Genomic DNA, 21438 nt, shown 5'->3' with positions numbered 1-21438 from the left:
GGCATATATGGAGTACCGTTTTAATGGATTTACAGAAAAGGCCAACAAGGCGCTGAACCTGGCGGTGGAATCCGCCCAGGAGCTGGGCCACGACTATATTGGCAGCGAACATCTGATGCTGGGCCTGCTGAAGGAAGGCAGCGGCGTGGCCTATACCGTATTAAGCAAGCTGGGGGTGGAAGCGGAGGCTTTTGAAAAGCTCATCCGGGAGCGCATCGGTTCCGGCCCTGCCACATCCCTTTCCCCAGACGCTTTCACCCCCCGGACGAAGCAGATTCTGCAGGTTGCCGCCATGGCAGGCGCAAGGCTGCACAACGCCTATGTGGGCACAGAGCACCTGCTCATTGCCATTATGCAGGACGAAAGCTGCTATGCCATCCGGTTTTTAAAGATTCTGGGGGCAGACCCGGACAGGATAGTGGGGGAGCTTTCCGCATTGCTGAGCAACACAGCCTTTTCCGGGCAGGAAAACGGCTCCAAGGCGGGACGTGAAGGCAAACCCGCCGGGAAGGCCCTGGAGCAGTTTGGCAGGGATTTGACAAAGCTGGCGGCAGAAGGGAAGATTGACCCGGTAATCGGGCGGCAGACGGAAATTGAGCGGGTAGTGCAGATCCTTTCCCGCCGCACAAAGAATAATCCTGTCCTTATTGGCGAGCCTGGCGTTGGCAAAACCGCTGTGGCAGAGGGCCTGGCCCTGAAAATCCACGCGGGAGACGTGCCGGAAACCCTGAAAAACAAGCGGCTGGTTTCCCTGGATTTAACAGGCATGGTAGCCGGGGCCAAATACAGGGGAGACTTTGAGGAGCGCATTAAGGCAGCCATTGATGAAGTGAAGGCAGACGGCAGCGTTATCCTGTTTATTGACGAGCTGCACACCATCATCGGCGCAGGCTCTGCCGAAGGCTCGGCAGACGCGGCGAACATCTTAAAGCCCGCCCTGGCCCGGGGGGACTTCCAGGTAATCGGCGCCACCACTATCAACGAATACCGCAAGCACATTGAAAAGGATGCCGCTTTAGAGCGCCGGTTCCAGCCGGTGACAGTAGGGGAGCCTACAGAAGAAGAGGCGGTGGAAATCCTCCGGGGCCTGAAAGACAGGTATGAGGCCCACCACAAGGTGCAGATTACAGACGCCTCCATTGACGCGGCGGTGCAGCTTTCCGCCCGGTATATTGCCGACCGCTACCTGCCGGACAAAGCCATCGACCTGGTGGACGAGGCGGCCTCCCGGGTGCGCCTGCGCACCTTCACAGCCCCGGAGAGCCTGCAGGACTTGGAAAAGCAGATTAAAGACGCGGAGATAGACAAAGCGGCAGCCATCAATTCCCAGGATTTCGAGCGGGCGGCCTCCCTGCGGGATAAGCAGAAGGAGCTGCAGGAGCAGCTTGACAAAGCCAAAGACGAGTGGGCCGCGAAAAACGAGCGCAGCAACAGCGTGGTAACCCCGGAGGACATTGCGGACATCGTCTCCATGTGGACGGGGGTGCCTGTGTCCCAGCTTACAGAGGAGGAGAGCCAGCGGTTGCTGCGGCTGGAAGAGACCCTGCACCAGCGGGTCATCGGCCAGGAGGAGGCTGTAACAGCCATTGCAAAGGCCATTCGCCGGGGCCGTGTAGGCCTGAAGGACAAGAACCGGCCCATTGGTTCCTTCATCTTTTTAGGCCCCACAGGCGTGGGCAAGACCGAGCTGTGCAAAGCCCTGGCGGAAGCCATGTTCGGGGACGAAAAGGCTATAGTGCGCTTTGATATGTCGGAGTATATGGAAAAGCATACAGTTTCCCGGCTGGTGGGATCCCCTCCCGGCTATGTAGGCTTTGACGAGGGCGGGCAGCTTACAGAGGCAGTGCGCCGCAAGCCTTACTCTGTGGTGCTCTTTGACGAGATTGAAAAGGCCCATCCCGACGTGTTCAACATCCTCCTGCAAATCCTGGAGGACGGCCGGGTAACAGACTCCCAGGGCAAAACCGTAGACTTCAAAAATACGGTTATCATCATGACCTCCAACGTAGGGGCCAGGCTTATCACCGAAAAGCAGAACACCCTGGGCTTTGCCGGAAGCAGCGGGGAAAGCAAAGATTTCGAGAAGATAAAAGAGCTGGTGATGGGGGAGCTGAAAAACCTTTTCAAGCCAGAGTTCTTAAACCGCGTGGACGATATCATTGTGTTCCACAAGCTGACCCGGGAGGACACAGCCAAGATTGCCGGGAAGATGCTGGAAACCCTGAAAGGGAAGCTGGCAGAGATGGGCATTGAAATGGAGTTTGCGCCGGAAGCGGTAGAGGCGCTGGCAGAAAAGGGATACGATCCCCTTTATGGCGCCCGGCCCCTGCGCAGGGTGATACAGAGCAAAATTGAGGACACAGTATCCGAGCAGATGCTGGAAGGCAGGGTGGCTGCCGGGAAACGCTATGCCTGCCGGCTTGCAGACGGAGAGTTCAGCATAGAGGAAACAGCACAGGCATAAGAATAAAAATCCCCCGGCGGAGCCGGGGGATTTTTATTCTTAAAAGCAAGGCCCTAAGAAAGCCTCTTGCTCTTTCCCTTTGCTTTGCCCACAAAGCGCAGAGGCTGTTTCTGCCGCAGCCGCAGGCCGCCGCTTTCCTTCCGGCGCATGTGTACGCTCTGCACCAGCCCGAACCCCAGGTACAGGCAGGCCGCAGAGGATCCGCCTGCGCTGAAGAAGGGCAGCGTCACGCCCATAACAGGCAGCAGGGCCAGGCACATACCGATATTTACAACAGACTGCAGGGCGATAATGCCAAAAAAGCCAAAGCACATAAACCGGCCCAAATCGTCGCGGGCCATGCTGGCAACATGGAGCACCTTCACCATAAGCAGGAACAGAAGCAGTAAAATCAGGGAACAGCCTATAAACCCCAGTTCTTCCCCTGCCACAGAAAAAATGTAGTCGCTTTGCTGGAAGGTTACCGCATTGCTTGCCACCCGGGTGCCCTGGAACAGCCCCTGGCCCCGCAGCTTCCCGCTTCCAATGGAGATGCGCCCCTGATACTGCTGGTAACCGCCCTCCATCTGGACAGTGGGATCCTCCAGGTTAAATACAGCGGTAAAGCGGCTTTTTTGATATTCCGGCATGACATACTCCCAGAGGATGGGGAAGGCAATGAGAATCAGCACAAACAAAATGGCAAAATACCGAAGCTGCACCCCGGCGCCCAGGCTCATGGACAGGAACATGAAGAAAAACACCACCCCGGCCCCGGTGTCCCCCTGGAACATGCACAGCCCCACAGCGATGAAAGCGTGGCAGGCCAGCAGGATAACCTGTATAGGCTCTTCCAGCCTGCCCTGCTTTTTCAGGATATCCAGATGCTTTGCAAAGGTAACCATAAAGGCTATCTTCACCAGCTCCGAGGTCTGGAAGGTGCGTCCGGCTATGCGGATCCAGGCCCTGGCGTCCACTCCGCCGGAACCCAGCACCTGATCCCCGAAAAGGGCGGTATAAATCATCAAGATAATGCACGCCCCGGATATCAGAACCCAGTAGTTGGCAATTTCAGCATAGTCCATCATGCTGACCACCACAGCGCCGGCAAGGCCGATAGCTGTGGCCATAAGCTGCGTGCGGAAATAGCTTGTCCCGGTAGCGGTGTCCACACTGCGCAGCAGCAGGAGGCTGTATACAGAGATGGCCGCCAAAAGCATCCAGAGGATGATGTCGGCCCGCTTTAAATATCCCCACAGCCCTTTCAAAAAACGGTTTTCCATAATATGCAGTTAAACCCAAAGGCGGCGCCCGCCCCTTTCCCTTTCTTCATTTTGATTATGACGCTCCTACAGCCCGAATTCCCGATTTATGTAAAGCAATTATACCACGCTTCCCGGTTTTCGGCAAGTTTTTTTGTTTCAGGCTTTACTATTCCGCCAAGATAATTTATAATGCATAAAGGAAAGAAAATCTTTTGGCCATAGCGGCCGGAAAGGCGTGAGGTACCTTATGCTAACCGATATTGAAATCGCACAGAGTACCACCATGAAACCCATCACCCAGGTGGCGAAAGAGCTGGGCATTCTGGAGGAAGAGCTGGAGCTGTACGGCAGGTATACCGCAAAGCTCAACGACGCTGCCTTCCAGCGCCTGTCCCAGAAGCCGGACGGCAAGCTGGTGCTGGTGACGGCCATCAACCCCACTCCGGCTGGCGAAGGCAAAACCACCACCACCGCAGGCTTGGGGCAGGCCATGGCAAAAATTGGCAAAAACGCCATCATCGCCCTGCGGGAGCCTTCCCTTGGCCCGGTGTTCGGCATTAAGGGCGGCGCGGCGGGAGGCGGCTATGCCCAGGTGCTGCCCATGGAGAATATCAACCTCCACTTCACTGGCGACATGCACGCCATCACTTCCGCCAATAACCTGTGCTGCGCCATGCTGGACAACCACCTGCAGCAGGGGAACCCTCTGGGCATTGATCCCCGGCGCATCCTTATCAAGCGCTGCCTGGACATGAACGACCGGGCCCTGCGCAACGTAAACGTGGGCCTGGGCGGCAAAATCAACGGCGTGCCCCGGGAGGACGGCTTCATTATCACGGTGGCAAGCGAGGTTATGGCAATTCTGTGCCTTGCCGCTGATATGCCAGACCTGAAAAAGCGCCTGGGCAATATCCTCATCGCCTATACCTATGACAACAAGCCCGTCTATGCCCGGGATATCAAGGCCCAGGGCGCTATGGCGGCCCTTTTGAAAGACGCCGTCAATCCCAACCTGGTGCAGACCGTAGAGGGCACCCCTGCCATCATGCACGGCGGGCCTTTCGCCAATATTGCCCATGGGTGCAACTCTGTGCGGGCCACCCGCCTTGCCCTGAAGCTGGCGGACTATTGCATTACAGAAGCGGGGTTTGGCTCAGACCTGGGCGCGGAGAAGTTCCTGGATATCAAGTGCCGCATGGCAGGGCTGAAGCCTTCCTGCATTGTGGTGGTGGCCACTGTACGGGCCTTAAAGTATAACGGCGGCGTGGCAAAGGCCGATTTGGCAGCGGAAAATGTGGCTGCGCTGGAAAAGGGAATTGTGAACCTGAAAGCCCATGTGGAAAACATGCACAAGTTTGGCGTGCCGGTAGTGGTGGCTATCAACCGCTTTGGCACAGATACAGACGCAGAGCTGCAGGTTATAGACAACTGCTGCAAGGAGCTGGGGGTAGATTATGCCCTTTCCGAGGTGTTCGCCAAGGGCGGCGAAGGCGGCAAAGAGCTGGCCCAGGCTGTGTGCGGTGTTATTGAAAAGTGCGAGGGCTGCCAGACGAAATTCGCCCCAATCTACCCGGACGAGGCTCCTATTGAGGAAAAAATTGACACAATAGCCAAGAAAATTTACGGCGCGGAGGGCGTCATTTTCACCAAGCAGGCCCAGAAATCTTTAAAGGACATCAAGGCCCTGGGCGGGGACGCCATGCCTGTGTGCATTGCCAAGACCCAGTATTCCCTGTCTGACGATCCCAGCCTGCTGGGGCGGCCCGAGGGATTCTCCATCACCATTCGGGACTTGAAGCTTTCCGCAGGCGCAGGCTTTGTGGTGGCTTACGCCGGAGATATTATGACCATGCCCGGCTTGCCCAAAGTGCCTGCGGCAGAGAAAATCGACGTGGATGAGATGTCTGTCATTCACGGGCTGTTCTAACAAAAGCATGACGCAAACATTTTTGACGAATTCGCCAGAGGAAACCCAGGCGCTGGCCTCCCGCCTTGCAAAGCAGTTGCAGGGCGGGGAGGTGCTGGCCTTTACCGGAGGCATGGGCATGGGCAAAACAGCCTTCACCCGGGGCCTTGTCATAGGACTGGGAGCAGGAGACGTAGCCCAAAGCCCCACCTTTGCTCTTATCAATGAGTATACAGGCAGGCTTACGGTGGAACACTTTGACATGTACCGCATTGAAACCTGGGACGATCTGTATTCCACTGGCTTTTTTGATTACTTGGGCACAGACCGGGTGCTGGTAATTGAGTGGAGCGAAAACATAGACGGCGCTTTGCCTGAAGAAACCGTCTATATTCATATGTCGCTTGGGGAAACACAGGCCCAGCGGCGCATTACCATAGAGGGCTGGAAGGGAGAACTGTAGGGTATGCTGGTTTTAGGAATTGAATCCTCAGCCACAGCGGCTTCGGCGGCTGTGGTAGAAGGGGAAAGGCTTTTGGGGCAGTATTACTGCAACGTTTCCATGACCCACAGCCAGACCCTGCTGCCTATGGCGGAAAGCCTGCTCCAGGCCTTGGGGAAGTCTTGGCAGGATTTTTCTCTGCTGGCAGTTTCCGCCGGGCCAGGTTCTTTTACGGGGGTGCGTATCGGCGTCTCTTGTGTAAAGGGAATAGCCTTTCCAAACAACACGCCCTGCTGCGGCGTTTCCACCCTGGAGGCCATTGCTTATGGAGGCCTTGCCTGCGAGGGCTGCGTCATCTGCGCTGTCATGGATGCCCGGTGCGGGCAGGTGTACAATGCCCTGTTCCGGGTGGAAAAGGGCGCGCTCATCCGGCTGACGGAGGACAGGGCCATCGCTATCTCCGCGCTTTCGGCAGAATGTGAGGCATACGGGTCGGCGCTGGTGCTCTTTGGCGACGGCGCAGCCCTGTGCCACAAAACCTTTTCCGCGTGGGGGGCGCGCCTGGCTCCGGAAAGCCAGCGGTACCAGCAGGCCTCCAGCGTAGCCTTTTTAGGTTTCAAGCAGGCAGAGCAGGGGCTGGCAGTTTCCGCGGCGGAGCTGCTACCTGTATACCTGCGCCTGCCCCAGGCAGAGCGGGAGTTAAAACGAAAAAAAGAAAAAGAGGGGAATTGACTTGAAAATAGCACTTGGCTGTGACCACGGCGGTTTTGAGATGAAAGAAGCTGTGCGGCAGCATCTGGAGGGAAAGGGTATACAGTGCGAGGACTTTGGCGCATACAGCACCGAATCTGTAGATTATGCGCCCATTGCCGCCAAAGCCGCCCGCAGCGTGGCGGAGGGAAAGGCAGATTTTGGCGTGCTGGTCTGTTCCACAGGCATTGGCATTTCCATGGCCGCCAACAAGGTGAAGGGCATCCGGGCGGCAGTGTGTACAAACGCCCACTGTGCCGAAATGACCCGCCGGCACAATAACGCCAACATTTTGTGCATGGGCGGGCAAGTAATCGACAAGGAAACCGCTTTACAGCTCGTGGATATCTTCCTGGACACAGGATTTGACGGCGGCCGGCATGCCCGGCGCATTGCCCAGATTGCCCAGATTGAAGAAGGAACACTGTAAAGGCAATCAGCTTTATGCGTTGCGGCTATACTTAAAAGTTGGGAGGAGTTTTACCAGTGAAAAGCCATGAAAACGTATTTGTTATGGATCATCCCTTAATCCAGCACAAGCTCACTTTTCTGCGCAGCAAGGACACAGGCACCAAGGAGTTCCGGGAGCTTGTCAGCGAGATCGCCAACCTGATGTGCTATGAGGCCACCCGGGATCTGCCTTTAATGGATGTGGAGACGGAAACCCCCATGCAGAAAACCACCACCCAAGTCATTGCGGGCCGGAAGCTGGCCTTTGTGCCTATCCTGCGGGCCGGACTGGGCATGGTGGATGGCATGCTGCGGCTGGTGCCCTCCGCTAAAGTGGGGCATATCGGCCTGTACCGGGATCATGACACCCTAAAGCCTGTGGAGTATTACAACAAGCTGCCCCAGGATATTATGGAACGGGATGTTATCGTGCTGGATCCCATGCTGGCCACCGGCGGCTCTGCCATGGACGCTATTACCATTGTCAAGCGCAGCAGCCCTAAAAGCGTAAAGTTTTTGTGCATTATCGCCGCTCCCGAGGGGATTGAGGCCCTGCACAAAGCCCATCCGGATGTGCAGATTTACTGTGCCGCTGTTGACGAAAAACTCAACGAAAACGGCTATATCCTGCCTGGGCTGGGGGATGCGGGCGATAGGATTTTTGGCACGATTTAAAAGTATTCATCCTGAAAGGTTACGACACCATGACAAATGCATTGCAATTTAATCCCATCGGGGAGGGCGCTTCCCTGAAATCCCTGTCCGATTCCCGCTTTAAAACCATGCGGGTGTCTGTTAATATGCTGGTACCCCTAACGGAAAAGACGGCGGCAGCCTATGCGCTGCTGCCTTCCCTTGTCAGCCGGGCCACCCGGCAGTATCCCGATTACACAGCCTTAAACTGCCGCCTTTCAGAGCTTTATGGCGCTTCTTTAAGCTCCAGCGTGCGAAAGTTCGGGAACTTCCAGTCTATCGGGCTTTCTGCAAGCGGCATTGCGGACCGCTATGCCTTTGGGGGCGAGAACATGTTGGAGGAGCTTTCCAGCCTCCTTTTCAGCGTAATTTTTTCCCCTTTGCAGGATGCCCAGGGCTTTTTCCCTTTAGACGGGTTCACCCAGGAAAAGCGCCAGCTTTTAGAGATGAAGGACGCGGAGTATAATGATAAAATGACCTATGCCCACCAGCGCTGCGAAGAAATCCTGTTCCAGGGTCAGCAGGCGGGTATCAACCGCTGCGGCAGCCGGGCGGATATTGAGGCACTGAAGCGGGAAGGGCTTTTGGCGGCCTGGGGAGAACTGCTCCGCACAGCAAGGTTTGAAATTTTCACCTTGGGAGACTGCGCCCCTAATCCTGCGCTGTTCCGGGAGAAGTTTGGCGCCATGGGCCTTTCCCGCCCTCTTGGACAGGTGCCTTATCGGGAACCTGGGGAGGTGCGCCGGGTGACGGAGGAACAGCCCCTGTCCCAGTCCAAGCTTTCCATGGGCTTCCGGCTGGACGCAAAGCCCCGGGAGCGGATGCTATTCCAACTAATGAGCGCTGTGCTGGGCGGCACGCCCAGTTCCAGGCTTTTCCAGAACGTGCGGGAAAAAATGGGCCTGTGCTATTACTGCTCCTCCAGCTTTTCCAGCGTCGGCAACGCGCTGTATGTGGAAAGCGGCGTGGAAACGGCAAATCTGGAAAAAACAGAGGAGGCTGTGCTGGAGCAGCTTCAGGCCTTGCAGCGCGGGGAAGTAACCGAGGAGGATTTGACCTTTGCAAAGCTTGCTCTGTGCAATGCCCTCCATTCTGTGGGGGATTCCCTGGGGGCTGTGGAAAACTGGTATCTTTCCCGAACCTTCGATCAGCCGGAGCAAAGCCCGGACATGGCGGCAGAGCAGTTAATGGGCTACAAGGTGCAGGACGTAATAGAGGCCGCGAACAGGCTGCGGCTTGACACAGTATACCGGCTAAAGGGAAACGGAGGGGATTGACCAATGGATCTGCAAAAAGTGACAAGCGCTCGGGTGGGCGACCACTATTTCAAAGCAAGCCATCCCACAGGCCTCACCATTTACCTTTATCCCAAGGAGAGCGGCAACACCACCTATGCCATTTTCGGCGCCAAATATGGGTCTATTGACAACTGCTTTTGCCGCAGCGATGAAAAGGCCCCGGAAACCGTGCCCGAGGGCATTGCCCACTATCTGGAGCACAAGCTTTTTGAGAGCGAGGACGGGGACGCTTTCGCCCGGTTCGCCAAAACCGGGGCCAGCGCCAACGCCTACACTTCCTTTGAGTCCACCTGCTACCTGTTCTCCTGCACAGAGCGGTTTTATGAGTCCCTGGAAATCCTGCTGGACTTTGTGCAGTCGCCTTATTTTACCAAGGAGACGGTGGCAAAGGAGCAGGGGATTATCGGCCAGGAAATTAAGATGTATGACGACGATCCCCAGTGGCGGGTGATGTTTAATTATCTGCGTGCCATGTACCATGCCCATCCCATCCACCTGGATATTGCCGGGACGGTGGAAAGCATTGCGAAAATCACCCCGGAATACCTGTACCGCTGCTACAACACCTTCTATAACCTGCACAACATGGCGCTGGTGCTGGTTGGAAAGTTTGACCCGGAAAAAGTGCTGGCCCTGTGCGATAAAATGCTCAAGCCCTGTGCGCCTGTCTCTGTGGAGCGGGTTTTCCCGGCAGAGCCAGCGGATATTGTAAAGCCCTTGGCAGAGGAGCGCCTGGCAGTGGCGCTGCCCCTGTTCCAGTTCGGCTTTAAGGAGGACGGCGGCAGGGCGCGGACGGAAAAAGACCTGGCGGAAATGGAGATCCTGCTGGAAATCCTGGCGTCCGAATCGTCCCCGCTGTTCAGGCAGCTTTTGGACAAGGGCCTTGTAAATGAGTCCAGCTTCAGCTATGAGTATTTCGAGGGTGCCGGATACGCCACCGTCATGTTCGGCGGGGAATCCCGGGAGCCAGAGGCTGTGGCCCAGGCCATCAACCGGGAAATTGCCAGGCTTTTACAGGACGGCATCCCGGAGGATGCTTTCCAGCGGGCCAAGCGCGCCCTGTACGGGGAAAACGTGGCAGCTTTAAACAGCGCCTCCAGCATTGCAAACGGCGTGCTCAGCCTTTCTTTAAAGGGAAGGGAGCTGTTTGCCTATATTGACGCGCTGGCACAAATAACCCTGGAGGACGTGTCGGAAAAGCTGTCCCTCCTGCGGGAAGACCGCAGCGTGCTGTCTGTAATCCGGCCTTTATAAGGCACACCTGATATAAATGGAAATGGAAGGCGCACAGCCCGCGCAACGCTGTGCGCCTTAATAAAGGAGGAATTTTTTATGCAGATGACTTTCCGCTGGTATGGCGAAGGCAACGACAGCATTACCCAGGAACAGATTAAGCAGATCCCCGGCGTAACAGGCCTTGTGTGGGCCTTGCACGACAAGGCCCCCGGGGAAGTCTGGGAGGTGGAAGAGATAGAGGAGGCCCGCCGCCAGATTGAGGGCCACGGCTTTAACATGGACGTGTTGGAAAGCGTAAACGTCCATGACGACATCAAAATCGGCCTGCCCAGCCGGGACAAATACATAGAAAACTACAAGCAGACTCTGCGAAACCTGGCAAAATTCGGGGTGAAGGTGGTCACCTATAATTTTATGCCCATTTTCGACTGGACTCGCACCGATCTGTTCCATCCCATGGAGGACGGCTCCACAGCCCTTTACTATGAGAAGGAAAAAATCCAGCAGGACTATAAAGAAATGGCACAGTATATCCTGGAAAACCTCCATGGCATGACTTTCCCTGGCTGGGAGCCGGAGCGCATGGCAAAGCTGGACGAGCTTTTTGAAGCCTACCGCCCTGTGACAAAGGAAAAGCTGTGGGAAAACCTGCGCTACTTCTTAGAGGCGGTTATGCCCACCTGCCACGAGACAGGCATTAAAATGGCCATCCACCAGGACGATCCGCCCTGGGATATTTTCGGCCTGCCCAGGCTCTTGGTGGATAAGGAATCCATCGGCCAGTTCCTTTCCATGGTGGATGACCCCTATAACTGCCTGTGCCTGTGCTCCGGCTCTTTAGGGGCAAACCCCCAGAACAATGTGGCGGATATTATCCGCACCTACTGTGACAGAATAGCCTTTGCCCATGTGCGCAACGTGAAGCATTTCCCGAACGGGGACTTTACGGAAGCCTCCCACCGGGACTGCGACGGGGATACGGGCATCCTGGAGATTATGCGGGCTTATCATGACTGCGGCTATGAAGGCTATATGCGGCCTGACCATGGCAGGCACATCTGGGGCGAAAAGTGCCGCCCCGGCTATGGCCTTTATGACCGGGCCATGGGCATTATGTACCTGTGGGGCTGCTGGGATATGCTGGAGCGGGAAGCGGGGAAAATCTAAACTATGTATCCAAAAGATATAGAAAAATTCCTGCTTCAGGTGCAGAAACCTGGCCGTTATGTAGGCGGTGAGGTAAATGCGGTCATGAAAGACCCCTCCAAAGTAGAAGTCCGGTTCGCTTTCTGTTTTCCTGATGTATACGAAATAGGCATGTCCCATTTGGGTATCAAAATCTTGTACGGTGCTTTCAACCAGGTGCCCTACTTCTGGTGCGAACGGGTATTCGCCCCCTGGACAGATATGGAAAAGCAGATGGAGGAACACCGCATCCCCCTGTATGCCCTGGAAAGCGGGGATCCAGTAAAGGAATTTGATTTTATTGGCTTTACCCTCCAGTATGAGTTAAGCTATACAAACGTTCTCCGGATGCTGGAGCTTTCCGGCGTTCCCCTGCGGGCAGCCGACCGCCCGGAGCTTTTCAACATCGTGGTGGGCGGCGGCCCCTGCGCCTGCAACCCGGAGCCTCTGGCAGACTTCTTTGACCTGTTCTTTTTAGGGGACGGGGAAGAGGTGGACATGGAGGTAATGGAGCTATACAGGCAGTGCAAAAAAGAGGGAAAAGATAAGAAAGAGTTCCTGCGGCTGGCTTCCCAGATAGAGGGGGTATATGTACCGTCCCTTTATGATGTGGAGTATAACCCGGATGCCACCATAAAGCGGTATATCCCGCAAGAAAACGCGCCCGCCACTATAAAAAAGCGGGTGGTGCTGGATATGGACAGCGCCTATTATCCAGATTCTTTCCCTGTGCCCATGATAGAGGTGGTACACAGCCGGATATCCGAGGAGGTGCTTCGGGGGTGTATCCGGGGCTGCCGGTTCTGCCAGGCAGGTTTTTTATACCGGCCCTTCCGGGAAAAAAACATTGAGGTGATAGACGCCCAGTGCCGCGCCCTGTGCGCCTCCACCGGATATGACGAAATCTCCCTTTCCTCCCTGAGCACCAGCGACTACAGCCGCCTTAACGAACTGATTGACCGCCTGCACCAGTGGACGGAGAAGGATAAGGTAAGCCTTTCCTTGCCCTCCCTGCGGGTGGATGGCTTTTCGCCGGAACTGATGGAGCGCATTAACTCTGTGCGCAAAAGCGGGCTGACCTTCGCGCCGGAGGCAGGTTCCCAGCGCATGCGCAATGTAATCAACAAGAACGTAACGGAGGAGGAACTGCTGCGCACCGTAAACGTGGCTTTCACCGAGGGCTGGACGCGCATCAAGCTGTATTTTATGATAGGCCTTCCCACAGAAACCATGGAAGACGTGCTGGCCATTCTGGAGCTGGGCAGGAAGGTGGTGGACGCCTTTTACCAGAACAAGGAAAAGCCCCGGGGAAAGCCTGTAGAGGTGGCTCTAAGCGCTGCTGCCTTTGTGCCCAAGCCCTTCACGCCCTTCCAATGGTTTGGCCAGGACACCATGGAAACCCTGCAAAAAAAGCAGCGGGAATTAACAGGCCATGTGCGCTCGAAGCGGGTAAGCGTCAATTACCATGGGGCGAAAACCAGTTTTTTGGAGGCTGTCTTTGCCAGAGGAGACAGGAAGCTTTGCGCTGTGCTGGAAAAGGCTATCGCACTGGGCCTGCATTTTGACGGCTGGGACGACTGCTTTCACTTTGACAAATGGATGGAGGCTTTTTCCGCCTGCGGGGTGGATCCGGATTTTTATGCCACCCGCACCCGGGGCCTTGACGAGGTATTCCCCTGGGATCATCTGGACTATGGCGTGACAAAGGCATTCCTGCAAGCAGAGTATGAGCGGGCCTATCAGGGGCTTACCACCCCCAACTGCCGGGAAAAGTGTGCAAACTGCGGCGCTTTGTGCTACAAAGGAGGGCTGTGCGTTGAAAAACGTGAGAATGTGGTTTAAAAAAGGGGGAGCGGCAAAATATATCTCCCATCTGGATTTAACCCACTGCATGGGGCGCGCCCTGAAGCTTTCCGGCCTGCCTATATGGTATACCCAGGGCTTTAACCCCCGGATCTATATGGCGTACGCCATGCCTCTGTCCCTGGGTGTAAGCGGGGAGAGGGAGTGTGTGGACATCCGCCTGACAGAAGAGGATTTTCCTTTAGCGGACGTGGCAGGCCGCGTCAACCCCCGCCTGCCAGACTCCATTTCCGTCTGGGGTGTTACAGAGCCTTTAAACAAGCTGGACGCCATCGCCTTTGCCGACTATGAACTGCGCCTGGAGGCAGGGGACAGCGCCGGGTTAAAAAGCCAGATAGAGGGGCTTTTCGCCCAAGGCCCCGTAATCGTGATGAAGCATGGAAAAAAAGGGGATAAAGAGCTGGATATTGCCCCCTATTTTTCTGACATGGCATTAAACGCCGGGCCGGGATATCTGGAGGCCGCCCTGCGCCTGCCCTGCAGCGTTTCCGGCAGTATAAACCCCAGCCTGCTTTTAGATGCCCTGAAGAGCTGCCTGGGCCTGGCGCCCTATGCGGAAATCCATCGGAAAAGGCTTTTGCTGGAAGATTTTTCCGAAATAGCGTAAAAACACCTTGCAAAACCACTTGCGGTATGGTAAAATATTTAAGCATTTGAGTTCTGCGGGCGTCCTCAAAGGCTTGCCCGTGGGGTTCTTGGCGCGAAAGCGCCGGAAGCGGACAGTCCGCTGCCGGGTTCCCGGCATGAATGTCTGAATATATTTTTTGGAGGAATATCAAATGGACGCACTGAAAATCATTTCCCAGGCTTCCCTGCGGGAAGAAGTACCCCAGTTCAACATTGGCGACACTGTGCGGGTAGACGTAAACATCCGCGAAGGCGAGCGGGAGAGAATCCAGCAGTTTGAAGGCACCGTTATTGCCCGCAAAGGCAGCGGCATCAGCGAAACCTTTACAGTACGCCGCGTTTCTTATGGCGTTGGCGTAGAGCGGGTGTTCCCCCTGCATTCCCCCAATGTGAAGGCTGTGAAAGTCGTGCGCCGGGGCCGTGTGCGCCGCGCCAAGCTCTATTACCTGCGCAACCGTGTGGGCAAGGCTGCCAAGGTCAAAGAGCAGCTTAAGTAAGAAAAACCTGATAGCAAGGCAAAAAGGGACATCATGTCCCTTTTTTGTTATACTGGTTCAAAAACAGCGGAAAGGAGCGGTACAAAACGCCGAAAGGCGTATCTTGTGCCGCAGGGCAAACAGGATGGATGCACCGGAAAATGCACGCCAGCCCAATAGAATAAAAATCACCGCCAGCATTTTTCTGGACTGGGTGGAAGAACTGGTGATAGCCCTTACCATAATCGCCGTCATTTTCACCTTCTGTTTCCGAATCATTACGGTTTCCGGCACCTCTATGGTGCCAAACTATGAGGACGGGGACAGGATACTGGTGGTAAACGCCTTTACGCCTCCCAGGCAGGGGGAAGTGGTCGTAATTGTAAACGTGCTGGAGGAGCCTATTATCAAACGGGTAATAGCCACAGAGGGACAGACTGTGGACTTTGACTATGAGGCAAAGGCGGTTCTGGTAGACGGGAAGGCCCTGGACGAAACAGCCTTTGGGCTGGAAAACGGTATCACAGAATTTCCATACACCTCTTTTGAGCTGGTAGATTTTCCCCAGACCGTACCTAAAGGCTGCATTTTTGTGCTGGGCGACAACCGGCCTGTGTCAGAGGACAGCCGGTATCAGATTATCGGCATGGTGGATATGCGGGATGTGCTGGGGAAAGCTGTTTTCCACGTGTTTCCCCTGCACAGATTCGGCCCAGCGCAGTGAAAGCGCATTATCATAAACAACCACTGGAAAGGATGGTTTTCATGGAGGATATACTACAGCCTATGGAAGGGCCAGAACAGCAGGAGAAAGCTTTTTGCAGTTCTGTGCTGGAATGGGTGGAAACTATCGTGTTTGCCATTATGTTGGTGTCCATAGTATTCACCTTTGCGGCAAGGGTTATTACGGTTGATGGGCGCTCCATGGAGCCGACATACCAACATGGGGATCGGGTGCTGGTTTCCGGCTTTGCAGGAGAGATAGGCCGGGGGGATGTAGTTATTATCGTCCATGCCCTGCAGGAACCCATTATCAAGCGGGTGGTTGCTACAGAAGGGCAGGTTGTAGATTTCGACCTGGCGGCAGGAGAGCTGACTGTTGACGGCACGCCTGTAAAGGGAGAAGCCTTTGGCCTGGAAAACGGCATCACCTTTGTGCCGGACGCCCCCGGGCAGGTGCTGGATTTTCCCCAGACTGTGCCGGAAAACTGCGTGTTTGTGCTGGGGGACAACCGGGGCAATTCCACAGACAGCCGCTTTCTCTCTGTAGGCATGGTGGATCACCGGAACATACTGGGGAAGGTGGTATTTAACCTCTATCCCTTCTCCAAGCTGGGCAGGCCCTCCTGAGGCGCATACCCGGCATAGAAACAAACTTGTACCTTTTATGGACAGCTTGTAAGGCAGTTTGGCTTTACAAAGCAGAAAGGAGAACGCAGATGGGCGAAGTGATGTCAGTACAGTGGTTTCCGGGCCATATGGCGAAAACCCGCCGGAAAATCGCGGAAGATTTAAAGCTGGTGGACGTTGTGGCGGAAATTTTAGACGCGCGCATTCCCCAAAGCAGTTCAAACCCCGTACTGCGGGATATTATCCGATCCAAGCCCCGCGTGGTACTTTTAAATAAAAGCGATATGGCAGATCCCAGCGAAACGGCTAAATGGGTGGCCCGCTATCAGCAGCAGGGGCTGAAGGCCATTCCCATTGAGAGCAAAACGGGCAAGGGCATCCCTGCCTTTTACAATGGGGCGCGCCAGGTGCTGGCAGAGCAGATTGCCGCCTGGGAGCGCAAAGGCATGGTGGGCAGGCCCATCCGGGTGATGGTGCTGGGGGTGCCCAATGTGGGCAAGTCCTCCTTTATCAACCGCATAATGGGCAAAGGCGGCGGGAAAGCCGAGGTGCGGGACAAGCCCGGCGTCACCCGGCAAAACCGCTGGTTCGCCGTAGGCAGGGGCTTCGAGCTTTTGGATACCCCAGGAGTGCTCTGGCCCAAATTTGAAGATCCCATTGTAGGGGAGCATCTAGCCTTTACAGGGGCTGTGAAAGACGAAATCCTGGACTTGGAGGGCCTTGCCTGCCGCCTGTTGGAGCTTTTGCAAACCCGCTATCCCAAATGCCTGGAGCAGCGGTACAAGCTGCAGCTTGATCCCCAAAGACCTCTGCAGGGATATGAGCTGTTAGAGCGCATTGGGCGCAACAGGGGCATGCTGGTTTCCGGCGGGGAAATCAACACCGAACGGGCCGCCATCACCCTGCTGGACGAATACCGGGGCGGAAAGCTTGGCCCCATAACCTTAGAACCCGCTTGAAAACAACGGATAAAGGAGGAAAGGGCAGTGGACTGGTACGCCTATGAAAAGCAGGCAATATCCCAGGGATGCCGGGCTGTCTGCGGCATAGATGAAGCGGGGCGGGGGCCTTTAGCGGGGCCTGTGTGCGCCGCCGCCGTTATCCTGCCTGTGGACTGCGAACTCCCCGGGCTGGATGATTCCAAAAAGCTGACAGAAAAAAAACGGGAACTGCTTTTCCTCCTCATCACCCAAAAGGCACTGGCCTATGGCATCGGCTGGGCAAACGAGGAGGAAATTGACCGTCTCAATATCCTGCGGGCCACTTTCCAGGCTATGGCCCGGGCTGTAGAAGCCCTGAAGCTCCCGCCGGACTGGGCTATGGTGGATGGCAACCGCATGCCGCCCCTGCCCATCCCCGGGGAAACCATTGTCAAAGGGGACGCAAGGTCTGCCAGCATTGCGGCAGCCTCTATTTTAGCCAAGGTAAGCCGGGACAGGGTGCTGTGCCAGATGGATGCACAATATCCCCAATATGGCTTTGCCAAGCACAAAGGATACGGCACAAAGGCCCATTATGAGGCCATTAAGGCCTATGGGGTGCTGCCAGTACATAGAAAAAGCTTTCTGAAAAACCTGGGAGAGAAATAGGAACAGCTATGGAGAAGAAGCAGTCCGGCAGCTTGGGGAAGCTTGCAGAAGATTTCGTTGCCCAGCGGTTAGCGGAAGAGGGCTGCAAAATTCTTAAGCGGAATTACCGCACCCGCTTAGGGGAAATAGATATTGTCGCCCAAAAGGACGGATGGATCCTCTTTGTAGAGGTGAAAGCCCGCAAAGCGGGAAGCATGGTTTCCCCATTGGAAGCAGTAACACGGAGCAAGCAGAAAAAGCTTCTGCTCGCCGCAGGACAGTATCTGTCGGAAAATCCGGCTCCATGGCAGCCCAGATTTGACGTGGCGGCTGTGTATATGCAGGCAGGGCGGATAGTAAAAATGGAGTATCTGGAAAATGCTTTTACAGCATAAGGAGGGGATATCCTTGCGTTATTTCGACCTGCACTGCGACACCATGACAGAGTGCTTCCTGCACGACAAGCACCTGAAGGAAAACGATCTCCACGTAAACCTGCAAAAGGCGCAGGCCATGGAAACTTATGCCCAGTGCTATGCGGTGTGGATCCCAGACAACCTGCGGGGGGACGCTGCTTTCCAGCGGTTCTGCGAAATTGCAGACCGCTTTCAGGAGGAGGCAGCGGCAAACCGAGAGCCGCTTTCTGTCTGCCGGCAGCCCGGAGACTTGGCCCAGGCTGCCGCAAAGAAAAAGCACGCCGCTGTACTGACAGTGGAAAACGGCGCGGCATTGGGGGGAAAGCTGGAGAACATCCAGGCTTTCCGGGACAGGGGCGTGAAAATGTGTACGCTGACATGGAACGGGGAAAATGAATTGGGCCGGGGCGTGGGGGCAGAAGGCAATACCGGGCTTTCAAATTTTGGCAGGCAGGCTGTGAAGGGCCTGGAGGAAGCCGGCATTGTGATAGATCTTTCCCACGCAAGCCCGGCGCTTTTTTACGATGTTGCAGAGATTTCCCAAAAGCCTTTGGCTGCGTCCCACTCCAACGCCAAGTCTGTGTGCTCCCATCCCCGGAACCTGACAGATGAGCAGTTTTGCATTATACGGGATTCCGGCGGGCTGGTGGGGCTGAATTTCTATAAAGCTTTCCTGCATGATGAACCGGAAATAGCTTCCATGGAGGACGTTTTGCGCCATGCGGAGCACTTCCTCGCCCTTGGCGGCGAAAACACCCTTGCCATGGGCGGCGACTGGGACGGCGCGGCCCTGCCAAAAGACATGGCAGACGGGCTGGGGGCTGTCCCCAGGCTGTATGAGCTGTTCTTAAAACACAATTACCCGGAAAGCCTGGTAAAGAAAATTTTTTATGAAAACGGGGCCTGCTTTTTCCAAAAACAGAATTTGCTTTGACAGAACGCCAAAAGTGCGGTATAGTATTGGGGTGTAATTTCCCAGGCCTCCAAGATGCCGGGAATGAAAAATAACAAGTGTGGGTGATATGGATGCGCTATAAAAGCACCAGGAATTCTAAGCTTTCCCTGCTGGCTTCGCAGGTTATAGCCCAGGGAATCTCAGAGGAAGGCGGGCTGTTCGTGCCAGAATGCCTGCCGCAGGTGAAAGAAAAGCTGCCTTTATGGCGGGATATGGATTACCGAAGCCTTGCAAAGGCTGTTTTCGCGGAATTTTTAACAGATTTTTCTCCGGAAGAACTGGACGAGTGCGTGGAAAAGGCGTATGCCCCCGGCAAATTCGGGGGAGGTGAACCTGTAAAGCTTGTCCCCTTGCCGAATTCCCCAGGCAATGAACATCTATTAGAGCTGTGGCATGGCCCCACCTGCGCTTTTAAGGACATGGCACTGCAAATCCTGCCCCATTTCCTCACAAAATCCATGGGGAAATCAGCGGCAGGGAAAACAGCCGTCATCCTGGTAGCCACCTCCGGAGATACGGGCAAAGCTGCGTTAGAGGGTTTTAAGGACGTGCCGGGCACGAAAATCATGGTGTTTTATCCCAAAGACGGGGTCAGCCCTATGCAGAAGCGCCAGATGGCCACCCAGGAAGGGGAAAACGTGGGTGTCTGCGCCATAGAGGGGAACTTTGACGACGCGCAAACCGCAGTAAAAACCATCTTTACCGATCAAGGCATGAAGCAGGCGCTTTTGGATAAGGGAATGCTGTTCTCCAGCGCCAATTCCATCAACTGGGGCCGCCTGCTGCCGCAGATTGTCTATTATTTCTATTCTTATTTGGAACTGCACCGCACAGGCCGCATATCTTCCCTGGAAGAGCCGATAAATATTGTGGTGCCCACCGGGAATTTTGGCAATATTCTGGCGGCTTATTATGCCAGCCGCATGGGCCTTCCCGTAAAAAAGTTTGTCTGCGCCTCCAACCGCAACAAGGTGCTGGCAGACTTCATCCGCACAGGCGCATATGACCGCCGCCGGGAGTTTTTCGCCACCTCCTCGCCTTCCATGGATATCCTTATCTCCAGCAACCTGGAGCGGCTGCTGTACGCTCTGTCCGGGGAAGACAGCCAGGCTTTAACCGGCTGGATGGAGGAACTTGCCCAAAAGGGCGTGTATGAAGTCAGCCCGCTGGTAAAGGAAAAGCTGCAAGCCCTTTTCTATGGCGGCTTCTGCGATGAGGAGGCCACAGCCCAAACAGTGCGCCGCATCTGGGAGCAGGAAGGCTATCTCTGTGACACCCACACAGCAGTGGCCTTAGACGTGTACCGGCAGTATATAGAGGAAACTGGGGACGGGGAAACGCCTGCCATTATCGCCTCCACTGCCAGTCCTTATAAATTTACACAGCATGTGCTGGGCGCTTTGGAACCCCTTGAAACGACGGAAGAATTTGAAAACCTCCGCCGGCTGGAGGAACTGACCCGCACCAGCGCCCCCCGGCAGCTTCTTGCTCTGCGTGACAAGGAAATACGCTTTACAGAAATCGTCCCGAAAGAGCAAACGGCTGCCGCTGTACGCCGTATGCTGGGGATAGGGTAAGATTATCAAGAAAGGAAGATACGGGACTGTCTGTATCACGGGAACGTGGGAAAATGGCTTTATTTGTAATAGCAGATCTGCATTTGTCCCTGGGGACAGACAAACCCATGGACGTTTTCCGAGGCTGGCAGGATTATGTGCAGCGCCTGGAGGAAAACTGGCGGGGCACAGTGGCTGAAACAGATACGGTGGTCATTGCCGGGGATATTTCCTGGGCCATGAAGCTGGAAGATACCGGCAAGGATTTTGCCTTTATCAATTCCCTGCCCGGGCAAAAGCTGCTCCTAAAAGGCAATCACGATTACTGGTGGTCTACCCGGAACAAAATAGACCGCTTTTTCCTGGAAAACGGCTGGGATACCTTGCACATTTTGCATAACTGCGCCTACAGAGTAGGCGATAAAGCCATTTGCGGCACCCGGGGATGGCTCTATAACTCGGAAACCGAGGAAGACAGAAAAATTGTCAGCCGGGAGGCAGGCAGGCTTTTGTCCTCCATTGAACAGGCAAAGACCCTGGGGGGAGAGCTGGTGGCTTTCCTCCATTACCCGCCGGTATATGATAATATGGAGTGCCGGGAACTGCTGGAAATCCTTTGGGAAAACCAGATCCGCCACTGCTATTTTGGCCATATCCATGGGCAGTATGCCGCCAAAAAAGTTCTGGCAGGCAGCTACCGGGGTGTGGAGATGCATTTGATTTCTTGCGATTATGTAAACTTCGCCCCTGTACTCATCCCATAAACGGCAAATTTTATGTGAAAAAACCGAATTTTTCACGATTTTCCTGCAAGAATTTGCAGTCCAGATATAGATTCCTGCGCTTGTCTATGCTATAATATTCACAAGCGGCTATTTTGCAATACTTAAATTTTACCAGGATACCAGGCGGCCCGTCCCGTTTCTGGTATGAAGTCAAAACGCCCGGCTAAGTCTATT

General features: G+C 55.1%; 21 protein-coding genes. 20 read left to right on the top strand and 1 reads right to left on the bottom strand.

The features are described from left to right. Positions 1 to 7 precede the first annotated feature (7 nt). Positions 8 to 2464 carry an ATP-dependent Clp protease ATP-binding subunit gene (locus tag D1841_RS01565; protein ID WP_160641392.1) on the top strand — a complete coding sequence of 819 codons (2457 nt, stop codon included), beginning with the start codon at positions 8 to 10 and terminating at the stop codon, positions 2462 to 2464. Between the two features lie 53 nt (positions 2465 to 2517). Here the strand turns inward: D1841_RS01565 and D1841_RS01560 are convergent, their stop codons facing one another. After that, positions 2518 to 3726 (bottom strand): FtsW/RodA/SpoVE family cell cycle protein, encoded by a 1209-nt coding sequence (locus tag D1841_RS01560; protein WP_160641391.1) that lies wholly within the window; start codon positions 3724 to 3726, stop codon positions 2518 to 2520. A gap of 229 nt (positions 3727 to 3955) precedes the next feature. Here D1841_RS01560 and D1841_RS01555 point away from each other — a divergent pair, with 229 nt between their 5' ends. The 19 genes from D1841_RS01555 to D1841_RS01465 all read left to right on the top strand — a co-directional run bounded on the left by D1841_RS01555 (position 3956) and on the right by D1841_RS01465 (position 21243). Then, positions 3956 to 5635 carry a formate--tetrahydrofolate ligase gene (locus D1841_RS01555; RefSeq protein WP_160641390.1) on the top strand — a complete coding sequence of 560 codons (1680 nt, stop codon included), beginning with the start codon at positions 3956 to 3958 and terminating at the stop codon, positions 5633 to 5635. A gap of 22 nt (positions 5636 to 5657) precedes the next feature. Continuing rightward, complete coding sequence (tsaE, locus tag D1841_RS01550) at positions 5658 to 6077, top strand: tRNA (adenosine(37)-N6)-threonylcarbamoyltransferase complex ATPase subunit type 1 TsaE (protein ID WP_347563920.1); 420 nt, start codon at positions 5658 to 5660, stop codon at positions 6075 to 6077. 3 nt (positions 6078 to 6080) lie between these two features. After that, positions 6081 to 6788, top strand: a complete 708-nt coding sequence (tsaB, locus tag D1841_RS01545) for a tRNA (adenosine(37)-N6)-threonylcarbamoyltransferase complex dimerization subunit type 1 TsaB (RefSeq protein ID WP_160641388.1) — start codon at positions 6081 to 6083, stop codon at positions 6786 to 6788. A gap of 1 nt (position 6789) precedes the next feature. Beyond that, the gene (gene rpiB / locus D1841_RS01540; RefSeq protein WP_160641387.1) at positions 6790 to 7236 is read left to right on the top strand and encodes a ribose 5-phosphate isomerase B; all 447 of its coding nucleotides are present in this window, start codon (positions 6790 to 6792) and stop codon (positions 7234 to 7236) included. 83 nt (positions 7237 to 7319) lie between these two features. Further along, positions 7320 to 7931: a uracil phosphoribosyltransferase gene (gene upp / locus D1841_RS01535; RefSeq protein WP_160641475.1), complete on the top strand. Its 612-nt coding sequence runs from the start codon at positions 7320 to 7322 to the stop codon at positions 7929 to 7931. Positions 7932 to 7960: 29 nt separating this feature from the next. Then, a complete protein-coding gene (yfmF, locus tag D1841_RS01530) occupies positions 7961 to 9226 on the top strand; it encodes an EF-P 5-aminopentanol modification-associated protein YfmF (protein ID WP_160641386.1) in 1266 nt (421 codons plus the stop codon). A gap of 3 nt (positions 9227 to 9229) precedes the next feature. Further along, positions 9230 to 10501: an EF-P 5-aminopentanol modification-associated protein YfmH gene (gene yfmH, locus D1841_RS01525; protein ID WP_160641385.1), complete on the top strand. Its 1272-nt coding sequence runs from the start codon at positions 9230 to 9232 to the stop codon at positions 10499 to 10501. A gap of 78 nt (positions 10502 to 10579) precedes the next feature. Continuing rightward, positions 10580 to 11650, top strand: a complete 1071-nt coding sequence (gene uxuA, locus D1841_RS01520) for a mannonate dehydratase (protein WP_160641384.1) — start codon at positions 10580 to 10582, stop codon at positions 11648 to 11650. A gap of 3 nt (positions 11651 to 11653) precedes the next feature. Continuing rightward, on the top strand, positions 11654 to 13510 hold the full coding sequence (locus D1841_RS01515; protein WP_160641383.1) for a TIGR03960 family B12-binding radical SAM protein: 1857 nt from the start codon (positions 11654 to 11656) through the stop codon (positions 13508 to 13510). Then, entirely contained in the window at positions 13494 to 14138 is a 645-nt protein-coding gene (locus D1841_RS01510) for a TIGR03936 family radical SAM-associated protein (protein WP_347563926.1), read from the top strand. The genes D1841_RS01515 and D1841_RS01510 overlap by 17 nt, the downstream gene beginning before the upstream one ends. 172 nt (positions 14139 to 14310) lie before the next feature. After that, the gene (rplS, locus tag D1841_RS01505) at positions 14311 to 14655 is read left to right on the top strand and encodes a 50S ribosomal protein L19 (RefSeq protein WP_160641381.1); all 345 of its coding nucleotides are present in this window, start codon (positions 14311 to 14313) and stop codon (positions 14653 to 14655) included. 124 nt (positions 14656 to 14779) lie between these two features. Next, a complete protein-coding gene (lepB, locus tag D1841_RS01500) occupies positions 14780 to 15358 on the top strand; it encodes a signal peptidase I (protein WP_160641380.1) in 579 nt (192 codons plus the stop codon). A gap of 41 nt (positions 15359 to 15399) precedes the next feature. Further along, positions 15400 to 15984: a signal peptidase I gene (gene lepB / locus D1841_RS01495; protein WP_160641379.1), complete on the top strand. Its 585-nt coding sequence runs from the start codon at positions 15400 to 15402 to the stop codon at positions 15982 to 15984. An 89-nt stretch (positions 15985 to 16073) separates the two neighbouring features. Beyond that, positions 16074 to 16943, top strand: a complete 870-nt coding sequence (gene ylqF, locus D1841_RS01490; RefSeq protein ID WP_160641378.1) for a ribosome biogenesis GTPase YlqF — start codon at positions 16074 to 16076, stop codon at positions 16941 to 16943. A 27-nt stretch (positions 16944 to 16970) separates the two neighbouring features. Further along, on the top strand, positions 16971 to 17573 hold the full coding sequence (locus D1841_RS01485) for a ribonuclease HII (RefSeq protein ID WP_160641377.1): 603 nt from the start codon (positions 16971 to 16973) through the stop codon (positions 17571 to 17573). Between the two features lie 8 nt (positions 17574 to 17581). Next, on the top strand, positions 17582 to 17947 hold the full coding sequence (locus D1841_RS01480; RefSeq protein WP_160641376.1) for a YraN family protein: 366 nt from the start codon (positions 17582 to 17584) through the stop codon (positions 17945 to 17947). 13 nt (positions 17948 to 17960) lie between these two features. After that, positions 17961 to 18902, top strand: a complete 942-nt coding sequence (locus tag D1841_RS01475; protein WP_160641375.1) for a dipeptidase — start codon at positions 17961 to 17963, stop codon at positions 18900 to 18902. A 92-nt stretch (positions 18903 to 18994) separates the two neighbouring features. Then, on the top strand, positions 18995 to 20500 hold the full coding sequence (gene thrC / locus D1841_RS01470) for a threonine synthase (RefSeq protein WP_160641474.1): 1506 nt from the start codon (positions 18995 to 18997) through the stop codon (positions 20498 to 20500). Positions 20501 to 20553: 53 nt separating this feature from the next. Further along, positions 20554 to 21243 carry a metallophosphoesterase gene (locus tag D1841_RS01465; RefSeq protein ID WP_160641374.1) on the top strand — a complete coding sequence of 230 codons (690 nt, stop codon included), beginning with the start codon at positions 20554 to 20556 and terminating at the stop codon, positions 21241 to 21243. Positions 21244 to 21438: the final 195 nt, after the last annotated feature.

The organism is Neglectibacter sp. X4 (genome assembly GCF_009917365.1).
Lineage (GTDB): Bacteria > Bacillota > Clostridia > Oscillospirales > Acutalibacteraceae > Acutalibacter.
Note: the sequence above shows the minus strand (reverse complement) of the source record. Positions and strands in the feature narration are given on the sequence as shown.